This window comes from Bacillus basilensis (assembly GCF_050630465.1).
GTDB lineage: Bacteria > Bacillota > Bacilli > Bacillales > Bacillaceae_G > Bacillus_A > Bacillus_A basilensis.
In genome coordinates this window covers 125,684-143,209 of record NZ_JBNTQO010000001.1, presented here as the reverse complement: position 1 = coordinate 143,209, position 17,526 = coordinate 125,684, and the positions used below count along the sequence as shown (strand labels likewise).

The following is a 17,526-nucleotide window of genomic DNA, read 5'->3' as shown; positions in this document are numbered from 1 at the left end:
TGACTCAGGCCTAAAATATCGTTAAAAACGCTGGATAAATTAGACAGATTAAAGGTGTTACTTCACCACAAACCGCGTCTGACTACACCCATCCTTCTGCTTCGTTACTTCTAATACAGCTGGCATTGCGTTTTTCAGCTCTTGAACGTGTGAAATGACACCGATAAATCGGCCTGATTTTTGTAAGTCAATTAAAGCGTCAACTGCTTTTGTTAATGACTCCTCATCCAATGAACCAAATCCTTCATCGATAAACATCGTTTCGATGGAAATACCACCTTCATACGCTTGAATGACGTCTGCCATTCCAAGTGCTAAGCAAAGGGATGCATTAAATTTCTCTCCGCCAGATAATGTTTTTACATCGCGTGTTTGACCAGTATATGCATCGTATACATCTAGCCCTAATCCACTTTGACGATTTCTCTTTTCTACTCGTTCACTTCGTTTTAAATAAAATTGTCCGTTTGATAATTTACGTAATCGTTCGTTTGCAATTTGAACAATTTGTTCTAAATACTCTATTAAGATGTAACGCTCAAATGATATACGGCTTTCGTTATCACCTTTCATTACTTCATATAAATCAACAAGTTCTTGGAACTCTTTTTCTTCCTCATGAATTTGCTCATCAATACGTTTAATATTTTCATGTAAATCAGAAATATATGTTACCGCATTTTGCACACGTTGACGTTTTTCTTTAATAATATCGAGATTAATTTGTAATTCTGTTATGTGTTCACCTAACGCTGTAATATCCATATACTCTTTATCTTTTAATTCCGCATGTAACTCTTCAATTTGTTTTGCAAGCACTTCAAGAGATGAATAATAACCTTGAATTTCTTTTTGTAATATCTCCATCTCGGCATCACTTAATTTTGCTTCTTTATACGTGATTTGATCTGCAAATCCGCTTTGTTCAAGCTCTTTCATAAAGCGCGCGAAAGTCTCTTCTTTTTTCAATTTTGCACTTTCAAATTGATTAGAAGCACCTTCTTGTTCTGCTTGTATACGTATATGTTCATTTTGCCAATGTTGATACGCTTCCTGCACTTTCTTCCATTCATCTTCCATTAACCTAAGTTGTTGCGTTGCTTGGTCAAACTGAACTTTCCAAGCTGGTACTGTTTGTAAGTTATCTGGAATATTTTTCTTATCATGTTCATATGACGTACGAAGCTGCATACAATCCATTTCTATACGATGCTGCTCTGTTTCTACTTCACGCTTTTGTTTCTGGAGTGCATCTACTTTTTCTTCTACGCTTTTTATATTCACAGCTGTTTGCTTACGCATTTCTTCGCTTGCTTTTAACGTATTTACTTCAGTTGCTAATTGTTTTCCTTTTTGAACAAGTGCACTGTATGTTTCAGCTAATTCTTTCGCGCGATGGCCTCGCTTCTTAACCTCTTCTATTACTTGTTCATATTGAAGATGATAGAAATTCCATTTCTCCTCTAATTGAACATGTAATTTTTCAGCAAGATTCTTCTTATCTCTTAAATCATTTAACTCTTTTTCATCGATTGCATCACTTTGCTCTGTAGCTTTTTTCGGATGGTTCGTGCTACCACATACTGGACAAGATTCGCCATCATGTAAATGAAGAGCTAATATTCCAGCTTGTTCACTTAACCAGCGGCGTTCCATATTTTCATATGCGTTAACTGCCTCTTGCATCTTAGTAAATGCAGTTTCTTTTTCTTGCTCAAATTTTTGTTTTTCTTGCCAAACATCATATGCTTGCTTTAAAACTTTTGCATCTTCTCGCATATTCGTTAGTTCTTCTACTTTAGCTACATATTGCTCAAGCGCTTTTTCTAGTTGCTCTAATTCACTATACATTAGCTGTTTTTGATTTGTATGCTCCTCTAATTGTCGATCTAAGTTTTGCATACTTTCTTTTAATTTCCCTAGTTGAATTTCTGCATTTTGTAAATGCAACTGTTTCTCAGCTAACGATGCAATAATCGGTTGTAACTCTTCTAATCTTTGAACAAGTTTTTTTGCATCTTCTCTCTCAGGTTCTTTATTCTTTACTGCTTCATATTTCTCCTGAGCAAGTTCAAAGCTATTCGTTATATTTTCTTTTTTAGCGATTATCTGTTTTAACAAACTTTCAGCCTTCTGCTCATTTTGCATTGCTTCTTCGTACCATTGTTCAAATGGTAATAAGCGCTTCGCTTGTTCCGCACGTTTAAAAGATGTTTCTTTCATTTCAATAACTGAACGGTTTTCTTGTAAAGTATTATATTTCTCATTCTTTTGTTGCAAATCTATAAATTTCTCATTTACAGATTTCGCTGTATGAAAACGTGTTTCAGCATCCTTTAATTGCTTTGATTGAACATCTTGTTCTACTTGTAATTGCTCAACCTCTGCCTTATACGCATTTGTTTCTTGCTCTAATGCTTCTACTACTTGATGTGTATTTACATGTTCTTGTTCTACTAATGTCTCTAATAATGCTCCATCGCGGATTGGTAATTTAAAAACATTACGGAAGTATAACTCTCGCTCTTTCTGCTTTTCTTGTAAGACGTCTTTCCATTGTTTTCGTTTTTGATCAAGTAACTCACGCATTAGCTTATAACGATCCGTTTTAAAAATACGACGCAAAATTTCTTCTTTATTTTCTGTCTCAGATGTTAATAGTTTTCGGAATTCCCCTTGCGGTAACATAACAATTTGGCTAAATTGATGTTTACTTAAACCAATTAAATCTTCTACTTTTTTATTTACATCCGTTACATGGAAACGATCAACAGCTGGAACCTTCTCTTCATCAATCACTTCATATAATTCTACTGCATGTCCCGTGATCGTCTTGTTCCCTTGTTTTTTATGCCCAAGTTGTCGTTTTATTTCATAGCGTTTCCCTTTTAGCTGAAAGGTTAGTTCTACACTTGTATACGTATTATCATCAGCAAATTGACTGCGAAGCATGCTCGTATCACTACGTTCTTCTCCGCTTGCCTCACCATATAACACATAACAAATCGCATCAAAAATCGTTGTCTTTCCAGCTCCAGTATTCCCAGAAATGGCGAAAATACGATGCTCTCCGAGGTCATCAAAATCGATTACTTCTTTCTGTTTATATGGCCCAAATGCCGTCATAATTAGCTGAATCGGTCTCATCCTCGTTCACCTTCCCGTTCTTGCACTGTTTGTAATACTTCTACAAATAGACGCTCTTTCTCTTCTGATAAATCTAAGCCTTTCATTTCTTTATAAAAAGCTTTTAAAAGAGATAAATCATCCGTTTTATGTCTTGAAACAGTTACTTCATTTGACTCTATGAACTCTCGTCTTTGAATGGACCTTTCAACATGCATTGCATTTGGATATACAGAGCGTATTTTTTCCATTGGCTGCAAGACAGGATTTTCATCTAATAATTTTACAAACACGTAATCTTCACTTACTGGATTTTGTAATAATTCATCTATTTTAGCTTCTACTGTTCGCATTTTACGACGTGGTGTAAGTAACCTTTTTTCAATTGTTACTTCCCCTGTTTCGTCCAGTTCCACAATATAATAACCTTTTTTATGTTTTTCTTCAGAAATAGAATACGCAAGTGGCGAACCTGAATATCGAATTGTCTCATTACGTACGAAATGCGCTTGATGTAAATGTCCAAGCGCTGTGTAATGAAACTTATCAAAATAATGACTATTTACGTATTCAGCACCCCCAATTGAAAGTGGTCGTTCTGCATCACTTGTATTCTCCTCCGCTTCTCCTGCAGAAGTTACAAATGCATGACCAACAAATACATGTCTAGCTTCTTTATCCATCGTTTCAGAAAGCTCATTCATAAAAATACGCATCGCATCATCATGAGAACGTATGTCTTCGTTTTTCAATACATGTCTAACTATACTTGGATCCGCATATGGAACGAGATGGAAGTGAACCTCGCCATATTCATCATTTAATATAATTGGCTCATACGGAAATTGAAATTGTCCCACAATAAATAATCCTTGTTTCTTCATTAAACTACTTCCAAAATGAATACGATCTGGACTATCATGGTTTCCTGCAACCGCAATAACTGGTGTTTGTAAATCAATCACTATTTTTTGCAGCACATCATTTAATAAGTCTACTGCTTCCGTAGGTGGAATTGCTCGGTCGTATAAATCCCCTGCAATAATTACGGCATCTGGTTTTTCTTCTTCAACAGCTTGTACAAACTGATCTAATACAATCTTTTGATCTTCAGTCATATACACGCCATGAACAAGCTTTCCTAAATGCCAATCCGCTGTATGAAATAACTTCATGGTTTCCTGCTCCTTTTAATTTACTGATTTTAGTGATATAAGTTGATAGTTAATTGTAGTTTTCCCGTTTTCCCACTCTAACTTTTGTATCATTGCACTGCCAATTCTTTCTTCATTTGATTTATATAAAGGTAATATTTCTTGAACTGTAAATAAGTGATAACCATCCAATTTTAATTGAAATATGTTTTCTTCTATATGTAATCTTACTTCTTTTTCATTTGAAATAATTTTTGTGTGCATCTCAAATTTCATGATAGATACAACCCCTTTTTCTAATCTCTCTCTACAATATTAATAGTATATTGGCTATGCAAGATTGACAAGTAAATACACGGCAAAGTACATACTTTTCTATTTCTAAATGTTTTTTATTTATATATAATGCGGTATGTGAAATTTTATTCGTTACAAAAATAAAAATGTCTACCGCGACATCTTTATTTTTGTATAAAGTCTTTCATTATATAATATAAAACTGTAATGAAAACGATCGCTACAAAAAATGAAAATACTGCAACAATGTATCCATCCTTATTTAATAGAATGCAAAAAGAAAGAGATATGATAAAAATCGGAAATACAAGCCGTACTTTATCCTTCACTTCCTCTGTCGTATCTGTATGATGAAAATACTGAGTTATCCCTATTATTAAAGAAGACAAAATAATCACCGACAATAGTAAAGGTACTGGCATTCCGATTTCTCCTTTCTCTATTTCTAATGAAAAGCAATTTTTCTTTCATTTTAATCACTTCAAATACTCTTTTTAAAGTGAGGATTTACAATTTACACATATATAATAGCGTGTTTATCATGGTAAATTCAAATAATTACAATTACAGTAATGTTGTAATATTCATTTTCAATCTCCAAAATCCTGCAAATATAACTCGTCAAAATATGCAGTGGACAAATTAACATGTACCGTCAACATTAGACAAAATTTATAAAGGACATTTCAGTATGTATCAAGAATTAAGAATAAGAAGATATATAAGGGAGGATGAATTATGACTGAACACGTTTTATTTTCTGTTAGTGAAAACGGCGTTGCATCAATTACTTTAAACCGCCCAAAAGCACTTAATTCTTTATCTTATGACATGTTACAACCAATTGGGCAAAAACTGAAAGAGTGGGAAAATGATGAGCGAATTGCGCTTATCGTATTAAAAGGAGCTGGCATAAAAGGTTTTTGTGCAGGCGGAGACATTAAAACTCTTTATGAAGCGCGTTCAAATGAAGTTGCATTGCAACATGCGGAACGTTTTTTTGAAGAAGAGTATGAAATTGATACATATATTTATCAATATAAAAAACCAATCATCGCTTGTTTAGATGGAATTGTAATGGGTGGTGGTGTCGGTCTTACAAATGGTGCGAAATATCGAATTGTAACTGAGCGTACGAAATGGGCAATGCCAGAGATGAATATCGGCTTCTTCCCAGACGTCGGTGCTGCTTATTTCTTAAATAAAGCTCCAGGTTTTGCTGGCCGATATGTCGCTTTAACAGCATCTATTTTAAAAGCTGCTGACGTATTATTTATAAACGCTGCTGATTACTTTATGACATCTGATTCATTACCAAATTTCCTTACTGAACTTGAAAGTGTAAATTGGCATAAAGAAGACGATGTACATACTAATTTAAAAGAAGTCATTCGTACATTTGCAACTACTTCAAAATTAGAAAGCGAGCTTGCTTCTTCATTAGAAGAAATTAATTCACATTTTGCTTTCGATACAATTGAAGAAATTATCCATTCATTGGAGAAAGATCAAAGTTTCTTTGCTTTAAAAACGAAAGAAACACTATTATCAAAATCCCCTATTTCATTAAAAGTAACATTAAAACAGTTTATTGATGGACAAGATAAGTCCGTTGAAGAATGTTTCGCTACTGACCTGGTACTTGCTAAGAATTTCATGAGACATGAAGACTTCTTTGAAGGCGTACGATCCGTTGTCGTTGATAAAGATCAAAATCCGAATTATAAATATAAGCAGTTAAGTGATGTTTCAGAAGAAGATGTAAATCGGTTCTTTAACTTACTTAATGCGTAAAGAGAAACTTTAATAAGTGGGATTCATCGCCCACTTATTATTGCCCCTTACCAATCGTCCGTTCATGCGGGATAAAATTGAGGCTATACAGTAGTGGAATTCCACTACTGTATAGCCTCTTTATCATTTAATATTTTTTAATAAAATTTAATTTTATTAAATCAAAATGTGTGCTACACTAATTTTAATCAAATATTCTAAAAATAAAAAAGGAGGAGCGACTATGATTGAAAATTTTTTTCTTTTCATCATTATGTCTATTTGTCTTATTATTTTACCCGGTCCTGATACTGCAATGGCTACAAAAAATACATTAGTTGCCGGTAAAGTCGGTGGAGTGAAAACAGTGTTCGGTACATGCGTTGCACTATTGATTCATACTTTAGCAGCAGTAATCGGACTTTCCGCACTTATTGTAAAATCAGCTCTTTTATTTTCTATTTTCAAGTACGTTGGAGCTCTATATTTAATTTATATTGGTATTAAAGCCCTTTTAGCAGTTAGAAACAAAGAAAGCGTTGATACGAACGATATTTTTTTGAATAATGCAAACGAGCATACTTCTTGTTTTCGCCAAGGGTTTCTTACAAATTTATTAAATCCTAAGATTGCAGTCTTCTTTTTAACTTTTTTACCGCAATTTTTAAATCCAAATCATAACACGTTTATCCAACTTCTCGTAATGGGCCTTACTTATCTTATTTTAACAGTTATATGGTTCGCTTTTTATATATTTTTAATTGATAAAATTAGTGCTTTTATGAAAAAACCGAAGACGCAACGTTATATTCAAGGGTTAACTGGAATCGTCTTAATTGGTTTTGGTATTAAACTAGCTTTTGAAAAAAGTAATTAACAAGACGAAAAACACCACATCTTTAGAGTGGTGTTTTTCATTTAACAACCGATTTGGCTTTCTACTCTTTATTAAAACCAACGCTCAGTTACAACTTTTTTACGTGTATAGAATTGAACGCCATCTGTACCATTTGTACCTAAATCACCAAAGAATGAAGCTTTGTTTCCTGCAAATGCGAAGAATGCCATTGGTGCTGGAACGTTTACGTTTACACCAATCATACCAGCATCGATGTTATCACGGAATGTTTGTGCATGTTTACCATTTGACGTATAAATAACCGCACCATTTGCAAATTTAGATTGGTTTGTTAGTTTAATACCTTCTTCTAAATCTTTAACTCTTACGATACTTAATACTGGAGCAAAAATTTCATCTTGCCAAATTTTCATTTCTTGATTTACGCCATCAAAGATTGTCGCACCTACAAAGTAACCTTCACCAACTTCTTCCTTAATTTTGCGGCCATCTACTAATAATGTTGCTCCATCTGCTACACCGCTATTAATATAGCCTAATACACGCTCTTTATGAGATTCACGAATTAATGGTCCAACATAATTATCTTCGTGGAAACCGTCACCTACTTTTAGCTTCTTCGTCTCAGCTACTAGTACGTCGATGAATTCATCTGCAATTTCATCAACTACTGCTACTACTGAACATGCCATGCAGCGCTCTCCACTACTTGCGAATGCAGATCCAATTACACCTTGTACAGTTTTTTCAAGATTGCAATCTGGCATTACAATCGCGTGGTTTTTCGCACCAGCTAACGCTTGTACACGTTTCCCGTGTTTTGTACCTGTTTCGTATACGTATCGAGCTACTGGTTCAGATCCTACGAACGAAACTGCTTGAATATCTTTATTTTCTAAAATGCTATTTACAACATCTTTTCCGCCTTGTACTAAGTTTAATACCCCTTTTGGAAAACCAGCTTCATAGAATAGCTCTACAAGTCGCTCTGCTAAAAGTGGCGTTCTTTCAGATGTTTTTAATACGAATGTATTACCGCAAGCAATTGCAAGTGGGAACATCCATAATGGAATCATCATTGGGAAGTTAAACGGTGTAATACCAGCGACAACTCCAATTGGGTAGCGCCAAATTGATCCATCAATGCCGCTAGCAATATTCGGAAGTGCTTGTCCCATCATTAAATTTGGTGCTGATGTTGCAAGTTCTACTGCTTCAATACCACGTTGTACTTCACCAGTTGCATCCGTTAATGTTTTACCATTTTCTAGCGTAATGATTTTTGCAAGCTCTTCTTTGTTTTCTTGTAAAAGCTGTAAATATTTATATAATTGTCTTGAACGATTCGGAACTGGTACTTTAGACCATGTTTCATATGCTACTTTTGCTGCTTCAACCGCTTTTTCAACATCTTCTTTCGGAGATAGTGGAACGTAAGCGATAATTTTTCCAGTTGCTGGATTTGGAACTGCTTCTACTTCTGTACCAGTAGATTCTACCCACTCACCATTAATATGATTTTTCACTCGTTTAATTTCAGTTGTAATCATTATATTCTCTCCTTTTTTTATGATGTTTATCAATCTATTATTTTTGATTAGAAATTAATTGTTCACTAACTTTCTTATATAAAGCAGCCATATCGTTTTCACCATACCCAGCTTCACTTGCTTCTTCATATACGTTTAATAACATTTCGCTTACCGGTAAGTGAAGTTCACTTTCTTTCGCTAAATCGACTGCAAATCCCAAATCTTTCTTTAATAAATTTACAGTAAAGCCTGGCTCGTAGTTTTCTGATGCAATGAAACTTTTATAATTGCGCTCATAAATTCTACTTTGACCGTAACTTACATTTAAAATATCAAACATTTTATCTAAATTCATATTGTTCTTTTTTGCTAATGTTAAAGCTTCGCTCACACCAGCTGTATAAAAACCAATTAATAGGTTATTAATTAATTTAACTGTTGTACCACTATCAATCTGCTCACTAACATGGAAAATATTCGCTCCTAGTACGCTCATGATAGATTCCGTTTTATCATATACCTCTTTTGATCCACCAACCATAAACGTTAATGTACGGTTTTCGGCTCCAATTACCCCACCACTAACAGGTGCTGCTAAGAAGTCTACTTTCTTTTCCTTTGCAGCTTCCTCTAACTGTTTGTTTAACTGTGGAGATACAGTACTTGTATCAATTAAAACTACATTCGAGTGACTATTTTCAAATAATCCTTCTTGTCCAAAATATACTGCTTCAACAGCACGAGGTGAAGGTAAACTTGTAAAAATCACATCGCATGTTTCTGCTAGTTTTGAGATTGATAAGCCAATAATTCCTCCTTCTTTTTCAAAGGAAGCTTCAGCATCTCTATTTAAGTCCACACCATATACTGTGTAACTTGATTTAACTAAATTTTTAGACATTGGAAGACCCATGTTACCTAAACCGATAAAACCAATCTTTTTCATATCGCTTTCCTCCTATTTACACAATATACTTTCCGCGATTTATAATAGCTTTCGCAATTTCTCTCTTTTTTGTAAATACGTTCGTGTATAAAGGCACTAATAATTGACGAATTTCAGTTAAAATCACGTGTCTATCTTGTTCTTCTGTGACAGCCGCTGAAAGTATAGAAATCGCCGCTTCTTCTACTTTGCGATAGCCTTCTTCACAAATAACGTCAGTTATCATTTGTTTCGTACGCTCTTTCTCTTCACCATTTTTACTAATTGCTTTACTCGTACGTAAAAATGCTGATTCCATGACGTACACGTCCGTTAACATATTTGATAATACACGTGAATATTCTTGCTCTTGATCAATTTTTAATCCTGGAGTTTTAGAGAGCGTTTTCAAAGATTGTTTCAACAATTTTTTTGCTAATAAAATGTAACGATGGTTTCTTTCTACATTCGCTAAATCAATTTCTACTTTAGTATCTTCTATTTGCTCGATTTGCTTCATTAACATTTTGGCAACTGTTAATCTATTAATTTCGTTCGTTCCTTCAAAAATACGACTAATTCTAGCATCACGATATAATCGTTCTACTTCATATTCTTGCATATAACCGTAACCACCATGAATTTGTACAGCTTCATCTACGATATAAGCAAGTGTTTCAGAAGCGTTCACTTTATTCAGTGCACATTCGACTGCAAATTGAGACATTTTCTTCATAAGATCTTCATCACTCTCATGAATTGCTTCATCAATTACACCTGCTGTACGATAAGCTGCACTTTCTGCTCCATATGTAGCAATGATCATATTTGCAATTTTCTCTTGAATCATCGTAAAATCTACTAATTCCGTTTGGAACTGTTTTCGCTCTTTTCCATATTGAACCGACAAACCAATTGCTTGTTTTGCTGTTCCAATATTTCCAAAAGCAAGCTTTAGTCTAGCAAAGTTAAGAATATTAAGAGCTACGTGATGCCCCTTCCCAACTTCCCCTAAAACATTTTCAGCAGGTATTACTACATCTTCTAGAATAAGCGTTGCCGTTGAAGAACCTTTAATCCCCATTTTCTTTTCTTCTAGTCCAATGGATACACCTTCACATGTTCTTTCGACAATAAACGCTGTCATTCCTTTATTTGTCTTCGCAAAAACAACGTATACATCTGCCATATGAGCATTTGTAATCCACTGCTTCTCACCATTTAACTTCCAAGCAGTACCATCTTCATTCAATACTGCGCTCGTTTTTGCACTTAATGCATCAGAACCGGCATTTGGCTCAGTTAAAGCATAAGCACCAACCCATTCTCCTGATGCAATTTTCGGCAAATATTTTTCTTTTTGTTCTTTCGTTCCATAATATATGTAAGGCAATGTACCTACACCAGCGTGTATATTAAATGAAACGCTAAATGCACCAGCGTATCCCATTTTTTCTGCTACAAGCCCTGAAACTGCCTTTCCTAATTCGAATCCGCCATATTCTTCTGGGACCTCGATACTTAATAATCCAAGTTCTCCAGCTTTCTCAAATAATTGACGAGAAACTTTATAGTTATGTTGTTCAATATTCTCCATTTGTGGAACAATTTCTTGTTTAACGAATTGTTCTGTCGTTTTTGCAATTAAATCTTCATCTCCTGAAAAATCTTCTGGCGTAAAGAAAGCATGATTCACATCTTTATTAAGTGAAAAAAATTCATCCCACGGTAACTTCGTTTTCTCCATCTGAATCCCCCTATCATTTCGGCCTTACTTGCTACTACATATGCTCGTCTACGATGAGTGGAATATCTTATTTTTGAAAACAGAAGGCGATGAATTTTCACATCAAGCAGTTCGTTTTGCCAAAGATGTATTCTCATCGCCTTAGTTGTTTTATCTATTGATCCTCTGATAATACTGTTTTTGCAATTCCAGTATCTAGTTCTTCAAAGTCATGATATGAAATTGTTTCATATAACTCACTTCTCGTTTGCATATTTGAAAGTGCATCTTTTTGAGAACCTGTTTCCTTAATTAAAGTAAACACATTTTCATACGCTTTCGCTGCAACACGAAGTGAAGTTACAGGATAAATAACCATTTGGAAGTTCATATTCGCAAATTCCTCTGCGCTATAATACGGTGTTTTTCCGAACTCAGTCATATTCGCAAGTAAAGGTGCATTTACTTTACTATTAAATAGACGGAACTCCTCTTCTGATTGAAGCGCTTCAGGGAATATCGCATCTGCACCTGCTTTTACATAGGCGTTCGCTCTTTCAATCGCTTCATCCAAGCCTTCTACGCCGCGAGCATCTGTACGCGCTACAATATATAAGCTTGGCGCAACTTCTTTAATTGCTTTAATCTTTTGAACTAATTCTTCTGTCGTAACAAGTTTCTTACCATTTAAATGTCCACATTTTTTTGGTAATTGTTGATCTTCAATTTGAACAGCTGCTACTTTTGCTTCCAACATTTCTACCGCTGTTCTCGCTACGTTTAGTACACCACCAAATCCAGTATCAATGTCAACAAGAACTGGTAAATCTGTAGCTCTTACTAAATCTTTTGCTCTCTCTGCTACTTCAGTAGACGTCACGATTCCTAAATCTGGTAGCCCTTTACTTGCAGTATAAGCAGCTCCCGATAAATAAAGAGCTGAAAAACCTGTATTTTTCGCAACAAGAGCTGCCATTGCATCATGAGCACCTGGAATTTGTAAAATTTCATTTGCTTCTACTAAAGCTCGGAAGCGATTCGCAAGCTCTTCTTGTGTTGACTGTTTATCCACAACCCAAGCCATTTTAGATTCCCCCTATTATTAAATTAAGAATAGATCTACAAATTCGTTTACATTCATATTTTCTAGTTTTTCTTCATTTAAACAAACTTCATGAATTTGTTCTTGTTGCTTATTAGAATAATGACCTGCCATATTTGCAGTGAATTTTTGAACAACTTTCGGAATTGCTTCGTCTCTACGGAAACGGTGTCCAAGTGGATATTCACATTCCACGCTTTCTGTTACAGTGCCATCTTTGAAATGAACTTGAACAGCGTTGGCGATTGAGCGCTTGTTCGGGTCAAGGTAATCTAAACTGTACTGTTTGTTTTCAACAACAACCATCTTATTACGTAATTCATCTACACGTGGATCATTTGCTACTGCATCCTCATAATCATCCGCAACGATATCTCCTTTTAATAAACCAATTGCCGTAATGTATTGTAAGCAATGATCACGATCAGCTGGGTTATTTAATGGACCTTCTTTATCAATAATACGAATTGCTGATTCATGAGTTGTAATTGTAATTCGGTCAATTTCATCTAATCTTTCTTTAATTTCCGGATGTAATTTTACAGCACATTCTGCAGCTGTTTGTGCATGGAATTCTGCTGGATATGATACTTTAAATAATACATTTTCCATTACATAAGACTCTAATGGTCTTGCTAATTTTAATTCTTGTTTATTAAATAATACATCTTGGAATCCCCAGCCTGGTGCAGATAATGCTGTAGGGTAACCCATTTCACCTTTTAGAGCAGTCATTGCAAGATGAACACCGCGGCTCGTTGCGTCACCTGCTGCCCATGATTTACGTGATCCAGTATTTGGAGCATGACGATATGTACGAAGACTAGAATTATCAATCCACGCATGCGATAATGCATTAAAGATTTCTTCACGTGTTCCACCAAGCATTTTCGCAACTACAGCAGTTGTTGCTACTTTTACATATAATACGTGGTCAAGACCAACACGGTTTAAGCTGTTTTCTAAAGCAAGCACACCTTGAATTTCATGAGCTTTAATCATCATTTCTAATACTTCACGTACTTTTAACGGTTCTTTTCCTTCTGAAATACGAACTCGGCTAATATAATCTGCAACTGCTAAAATTCCGCCTAAGTTATCAGATGGATGTCCCCATTCTGCTGCAAGCCAAGTATCGTTATAGTCTAACCAACGGATCATACATCCAATATTGAATGCACCTTTCACTGGATCTAGTACGTAAGACGTTCCTGGTACACGTGTACCGTTTGGCACGATTGTGCCTGGTACAACTGGTCCTAATAATTTCGTACACTCTGGATATTGAAGTGCTAAAATTCCGCATCCAAGTGTATCTAATAATACATAGCGAGCAGTACTAAATGCTTCTGCACTAGTAACCTCTTTATTTAATACATAATCCGTAATTTCTTCTAATAATGCATCTTTTTGTTTAATTTCATTTGTTTTAATCATGCTAATCTTCCCTTTCTGTCGAAAATTCGTTATTATTAATGATGGGTGTCGGTCAAACACCCATCTGGCGGGCGGCGCTAACAACTCCCCAGTTGTTCTTATTTACTAAGCACATGTCGCTCGCCAATATAATTTACACGCGGACGAAACAATCGATTATTTGCATGTTGCTCAATCACGTGCGCACATAGTCCTACTGTTCTAGAGCTAAAGAAGATTGGTGTGTAAAGTTGAATTGGAATACCAAGCATCCAATATACTGGAGCTGCATAATAATCAAGGTTTGGATAAATTCCTTTTTCCTTCTCCATAATCTTTTCTCCAGCTTCACACATTTCATATAGTGTATAATCACCTTTGACATCACATAACTGCTTTAAAGCTTCCTTCATCATTAAAGCTCTTGGATCCATTTTCTTCATATAAACACGGTGTCCAAAGCCCATAATTTTTTCTTTGTTATATAATTTCTTCTGTAACAACTCTTCAAACTTCTCAACATTACCAGCTTCTAAAAGCATGTACATAACCGCTTCATTTGCACCACCATGTAAGCTTCCTTTTAGTGATGCAACCGCACCAGTTAAAGCACCATACAAGTCAGATTGCGTTGATGCAATAACGCGTGCTGTAAATGTAGAGTTTGGCATTTCATGTTCACTATATAAAACAAGGGAACGATCAAAGATCTTCTCCTCAAGTTCCGTTGGTTTTTTACCTGTTAACATATAGAAGAAATTCGCGCTATATGATAATTCCTTAAGAGGTTCGATTGGGTCTTCATTATTTAAAATATGATAGCTATTCGCTACAATGTTTGGTACTTTACTTAACAGCTTGTACCCACGGCTTTTGTTTACTTCTAATGAACGGTTTTCGATATCATTATCATAACCAGCTAGTGCGGACACACCTGTACGCAATCCATCCATAGGGTGCGTTTCTTTCGGCAATGCCTTTAATACGTTGAATACACCTTCTGGTACCGCATATTCTTCTTTTAATTTGTTTTCAAGTGTTGCTTTTTCATCTTCATTCGGTAGATGTTCTTCCAATAAAAGGTGCACAATGTCTAAATACTCTTTTGTTTTTGAGAGTTCGATTAAATCATACCCTTGAATTACAATTTCACCTTTCACTGTGTCAAGAAACGAGATCTTCGTCTCCGCTGCCACTATACCATCTAATCCCGGGGAAAATTTTTCTTCAGCTTTCATCATTATTTCCTCCAATCCTAATAGATCTTCGTGCACATAACTGTAAGCCTTTACAATGTTGTGAAACTACATTTCTATTTCAATGTATCAGAGTTTTTAGAAGATTTCAATTTATTTTATAATGATAAGTTTCCTATACTTTTATCGATGTAACAATACAATTTTTCAAAAATAATTTTCATATTTTATAAAGAAAGGACAGACTTCTCTCTACCTATCCTTAAAACAAAATATAAAGTTGATTCATATAATCCCATTAAATATATCTATTTTATAATTCCTTTTACTAAATAAAAAAACGAACTGTAAACATATACAGCTCGTTTTTTGCATTATATTTATTTCACTATTCTCTAAATATAATTTTCATATACAATTTATTTATTTTTAATAAAGTTATTATTTTACGTAATTAAATTGAATTTCTTCTGTTTCCTCATGATAATCTACAACTAAATCATAGTTTTGAAAGTACCAAAGATCATCAACATCCACAAAAAATAGAATGCCTTCTTTCTCAACTGACACGATTCCCCCATCTGGTTTCTCCGCAACAATCCCTAAAGAATAGCCAGGCTGAATCGAGCTATCTCCACCGTATCTTACATTAAACCGTATAGATTCACCATGCTTTATACGTAACTCTTCTTTAAACCATTGTAGAGCTTTATGATCAATTGAAATTTTCATCTTTGTTCCTCCAGTTTACGCAAATTCTTTTTTACTTAATCGTTGTTTTACAAGAACGATAAAAATAATTAAAGCAATTAATCCTGAAATTGCACTACCCGCAAATAAAATACGGTAACCAAACATTTGCGAAACAACTCCAAGTAAAATTGCACCCAATCCAATTCCTAAATCAAATGCAGTAAAAAATGAAGCGTTAGCAACCCCTCTTTTGCTCGAATCAACTATTGTAAGCATCGCCGCTTGCAAAGCTGGTTGTGCTGAGCCAAATCCAATACCGTATAATATCGCTGCAATCATTACACCCGTCAAACCATTGGAAAGAGTTAATACAACGATAGCTAAAATAGTAATGCATAATGCTGGGAGTATGATGAATACTTCTCCAAATTCATCTAATAGTTTCCCTGAAATTGGTCTTATAATTGTTAATGCAACTGCATATACAAGAAAGAATGTCCCAGGATTCACATCAATTGACGATGCAAATAGCGGTAAAAACGTCGTAATCCCTCCATATGCAAACGATAAAAAGAAAACGACAATCGTAATGGATAAAACGGATTTTTCAAACAATTGCATTTTCTCTTTTTCTTTTTGTGCTGTAAATGGCATTTTCGTCATTAACGATAATACGACTGCCATAAAGGATAAAAGAGTTGCTAACAAGAAAAGGCCGTGAAATGAATAATTTTGTACAACCGATAATCCAATCATCGGGCCGATTGCCATTGCAATTGTCATAGCCATCCCATACCAACCCATACCTTCACCACGGCGTGAATCTGGAATCATATCAGTTATCGCTGTTCCAACAGCTGTTGTAGAAACAGCCCATGTTACTCCGTGAATAACACGTAAAACAGCTAAAAGGACAATAGTCGACGCTAAATTATAAGAATACATCGTTAACCCAAAAAAGATGAGTCCGAAAATAATAAAAGATCTTCTACCATATCGATCTAACATCCCTCCAATAACCGGTCGTATTACAACTGCAGCTATTGTGAACATTCCCATCATAAGTCCAACTTGTGATTCATTGCCACCTATCTCTTTAATAAAGAGCGGGAGCGTTGGAACAAGTAAATAAAATCCTGTAAATAAAAATAACATTGCGAAAGTCATTTGAATAAATGATTTCGTCCATAATCTTTCCATTAGAATTCCTCCATAAACACGTAAGTTATTGCAATTAACACCTCCATTTTACAGCTTCTTTGTTCCTTTGCCTTCCGTAAATAGACGTATCTTTTTATAATAAATGGTCCATCATCATTTTAAATTGGTCTTACAACTTTATATGTATGTTTTAGCCTAAAGTCCTATCTATATGTACCTTTATATGTGTAAAAAGAATATACTACTTTATTATCACAAATTAGGAGTGATTATTTTATGTGGGTATCTTCAAGAGTAACTGCCGTAGTCCCTTCGACTCCTGGGATACACGTTCCTGCAGTCCATACTGCTAGTTCCGATGTAGGAATTGAACTTCCCCCAACTTGGCAACAATATCAAATTCCCGGTCAAGTTACTCCCTCATTTTGGCATCATGACGCACATCCAAGTAGTACCACCTTTCATAGCCACAGTTATCCTCCACTACCTCAGTCTCAAGTTTTTTATCATTTCCCTTCAATTTATTTCCAAAACTTCTATGGTACATTTAATATTTAAAATATATC

15 protein-coding genes are annotated in these 17,526 nt (G+C 34.9%); 3 read left to right on the top strand and 12 right to left on the bottom strand.

What is annotated here, in order from left to right; all coding sequences use genetic code 11:
• Nucleotides 1-57: 57 nt before the first annotated feature.
• The 4 genes from ACQVV1_RS00770 to ACQVV1_RS00755 all read right to left on the bottom strand — a co-directional run bounded on the left by ACQVV1_RS00770 (nt 58) and on the right by ACQVV1_RS00755 (nt 4,999).
• Complete coding sequence (locus ACQVV1_RS00770) at nt 58-3,147, bottom strand: SbcC/MukB-like Walker B domain-containing protein (protein WP_431168434.1); 3,090 nt, start codon at nt 3,145-3,147, stop codon at nt 58-60.
• Nucleotides 3,144-4,301, bottom strand: a complete 1,158-nt coding sequence (locus tag ACQVV1_RS00765) for an exonuclease SbcCD subunit D (RefSeq protein WP_242251893.1) — start codon at nt 4,299-4,301, stop codon at nt 3,144-3,146. Before ACQVV1_RS00765 ends, ACQVV1_RS00770 begins: the two co-directional genes overlap by 4 nt.
• A gap of 15 nt (nt 4,302-4,316) precedes the next feature.
• On the bottom strand, nt 4,317-4,556 hold the full coding sequence (locus ACQVV1_RS00760) for a DUF2584 family protein (RefSeq protein ID WP_242251891.1): 240 nt from the start codon (nt 4,554-4,556) through the stop codon (nt 4,317-4,319).
• Nucleotides 4,557-4,741: 185 nt separating this feature from the next.
• The gene (locus tag ACQVV1_RS00755; protein ID WP_431168433.1) at nt 4,742-4,999 is read right to left on the bottom strand and encodes a hypothetical protein; all 258 of its coding nucleotides are present in this window, start codon (nt 4,997-4,999) and stop codon (nt 4,742-4,744) included.
• 316 nt (nt 5,000-5,315) lie between these two features.
• Between ACQVV1_RS00755 and ACQVV1_RS00750 the strand changes: the two genes are divergently transcribed.
• Both ACQVV1_RS00750 and ACQVV1_RS00745 read left to right on the top strand, forming a co-directional pair.
• Entirely contained in the window at nt 5,316-6,371 is a 1,056-nt protein-coding gene (locus ACQVV1_RS00750; protein ID WP_431168432.1) for an enoyl-CoA hydratase/isomerase family protein, read from the top strand.
• 223 nt (nt 6,372-6,594) lie between these two features.
• Complete coding sequence (locus tag ACQVV1_RS00745) at nt 6,595-7,227, top strand: LysE family translocator (RefSeq protein ID WP_431168431.1); 633 nt, start codon at nt 6,595-6,597, stop codon at nt 7,225-7,227.
• 71 nt (nt 7,228-7,298) lie between these two features.
• Here the strand turns inward: ACQVV1_RS00745 and ACQVV1_RS00740 are convergent, their stop codons facing one another.
• From ACQVV1_RS00740 to ACQVV1_RS00705, 8 genes are all read right to left on the bottom strand, one after another.
• Complete coding sequence (locus ACQVV1_RS00740) at nt 7,299-8,759, bottom strand: CoA-acylating methylmalonate-semialdehyde dehydrogenase (RefSeq protein WP_242251889.1); 1,461 nt, start codon at nt 8,757-8,759, stop codon at nt 7,299-7,301.
• Nucleotides 8,760-8,796: 37 nt separating this feature from the next.
• A complete protein-coding gene (locus tag ACQVV1_RS00735) occupies nt 8,797-9,687 on the bottom strand; it encodes an NAD(P)-dependent oxidoreductase (RefSeq protein ID WP_063223387.1) in 891 nt (296 codons plus the stop codon).
• Nucleotides 9,688-9,703: 16 nt separating this feature from the next.
• On the bottom strand, nt 9,704-11,413 hold the full coding sequence (locus ACQVV1_RS00730) for an acyl-CoA dehydrogenase FadE (RefSeq protein WP_242251888.1): 1,710 nt from the start codon (nt 11,411-11,413) through the stop codon (nt 9,704-9,706).
• Between the two features lie 154 nt (nt 11,414-11,567).
• Entirely contained in the window at nt 11,568-12,476 is a 909-nt protein-coding gene (prpB, locus tag ACQVV1_RS00725; protein WP_431168430.1) for a methylisocitrate lyase, read from the bottom strand.
• Nucleotides 12,477-12,494: 18 nt separating this feature from the next.
• Nucleotides 12,495-13,931 carry a 2-methylcitrate dehydratase gene (gene prpD, locus ACQVV1_RS00720; protein ID WP_000598133.1) on the bottom strand — a complete coding sequence of 479 codons (1,437 nt, stop codon included), beginning with the start codon at nt 13,929-13,931 and terminating at the stop codon, nt 12,495-12,497.
• A 98-nt stretch (nt 13,932-14,029) separates the two neighbouring features.
• The gene (mmgD, locus tag ACQVV1_RS00715) at nt 14,030-15,151 is read right to left on the bottom strand and encodes a citrate synthase (protein ID WP_060630752.1); all 1,122 of its coding nucleotides are present in this window, start codon (nt 15,149-15,151) and stop codon (nt 14,030-14,032) included.
• A 396-nt stretch (nt 15,152-15,547) separates the two neighbouring features.
• Nucleotides 15,548-15,838, bottom strand: coding sequence for a HesB/YadR/YfhF family protein (locus ACQVV1_RS00710; RefSeq protein ID WP_063223392.1), 291 nt, complete (start codon nt 15,836-15,838; stop codon nt 15,548-15,550).
• A 15-nt stretch (nt 15,839-15,853) separates the two neighbouring features.
• Nucleotides 15,854-16,999, bottom strand: coding sequence for an MFS transporter (locus ACQVV1_RS00705; RefSeq protein ID WP_242251887.1), 1,146 nt, complete (start codon nt 16,997-16,999; stop codon nt 15,854-15,856).
• Nucleotides 17,000-17,236: 237 nt separating this feature from the next.
• Here ACQVV1_RS00705 and ACQVV1_RS00700 point away from each other — a divergent pair, with 237 nt between their 5' ends.
• Complete coding sequence (locus tag ACQVV1_RS00700; protein ID WP_431168429.1) at nt 17,237-17,518, top strand: hypothetical protein; 282 nt, start codon at nt 17,237-17,239, stop codon at nt 17,516-17,518.
• Nucleotides 17,519-17,526 lie beyond the last annotated feature (8 nt).

What these genes read in the sequence shown, in the direction of transcription:
- ACQVV1_RS00745 (WP_431168431.1), top strand. Translation starts at nt 6,595, where the DNA reads ATGATTGAAAATTTTTTTCTTTTCATCATTATGTCTATTTGTCTTATT.
- prpB (WP_431168430.1), bottom strand. Translation starts at nt 12,476, where the DNA reads ATGGCTTGGGTTGTGGATAAACAGTCAACACAAGAAGAGCTTGCGAAT.
- ACQVV1_RS00770 (WP_431168434.1), bottom strand. Translation starts at nt 3,147, where the DNA reads ATGAGACCGATTCAGCTAATTATGACGGCATTTGGGCCATATAAACAG.
- ACQVV1_RS00750 (WP_431168432.1), top strand. Translation starts at nt 5,316, where the DNA reads ATGACTGAACACGTTTTATTTTCTGTTAGTGAAAACGGCGTTGCATCA.
- mmgD (WP_060630752.1), bottom strand. Translation starts at nt 15,151, where the DNA reads ATGATGAAAGCTGAAGAAAAATTTTCCCCGGGATTAGATGGTATAGTG.
- ACQVV1_RS00755 (WP_431168433.1), bottom strand. Translation starts at nt 4,999, where the DNA reads ATGCCAGTACCTTTACTATTGTCGGTGATTATTTTGTCTTCTTTAATA.
- ACQVV1_RS00705 (WP_242251887.1), bottom strand. Translation starts at nt 16,999, where the DNA reads ATGGAAAGATTATGGACGAAATCATTTATTCAAATGACTTTCGCAATG.
- ACQVV1_RS00710 (WP_063223392.1), bottom strand. Translation starts at nt 15,838, where the DNA reads ATGAAAATTTCAATTGATCATAAAGCTCTACAATGGTTTAAAGAAGAG.
- ACQVV1_RS00740 (WP_242251889.1), bottom strand. Translation starts at nt 8,759, where the DNA reads ATGATTACAACTGAAATTAAACGAGTGAAAAATCATATTAATGGTGAG.
- ACQVV1_RS00760 (WP_242251891.1), bottom strand. Translation starts at nt 4,556, where the DNA reads ATGAAATTTGAGATGCACACAAAAATTATTTCAAATGAAAAAGAAGTA.
- ACQVV1_RS00730 (WP_242251888.1), bottom strand. Translation starts at nt 11,413, where the DNA reads ATGGAGAAAACGAAGTTACCGTGGGATGAATTTTTTTCACTTAATAAA.
- ACQVV1_RS00765 (WP_242251893.1), bottom strand. Translation starts at nt 4,301, where the DNA reads ATGAAGTTATTTCATACAGCGGATTGGCATTTAGGAAAGCTTGTTCAT.
- ACQVV1_RS00700 (WP_431168429.1), top strand. Translation starts at nt 17,237, where the DNA reads ATGTGGGTATCTTCAAGAGTAACTGCCGTAGTCCCTTCGACTCCTGGG.
- ACQVV1_RS00735 (WP_063223387.1), bottom strand. Translation starts at nt 9,687, where the DNA reads ATGAAAAAGATTGGTTTTATCGGTTTAGGTAACATGGGTCTTCCAATG.
- prpD (WP_000598133.1), bottom strand. Translation starts at nt 13,931, where the DNA reads ATGATTAAAACAAATGAAATTAAACAAAAAGATGCATTATTAGAAGAA.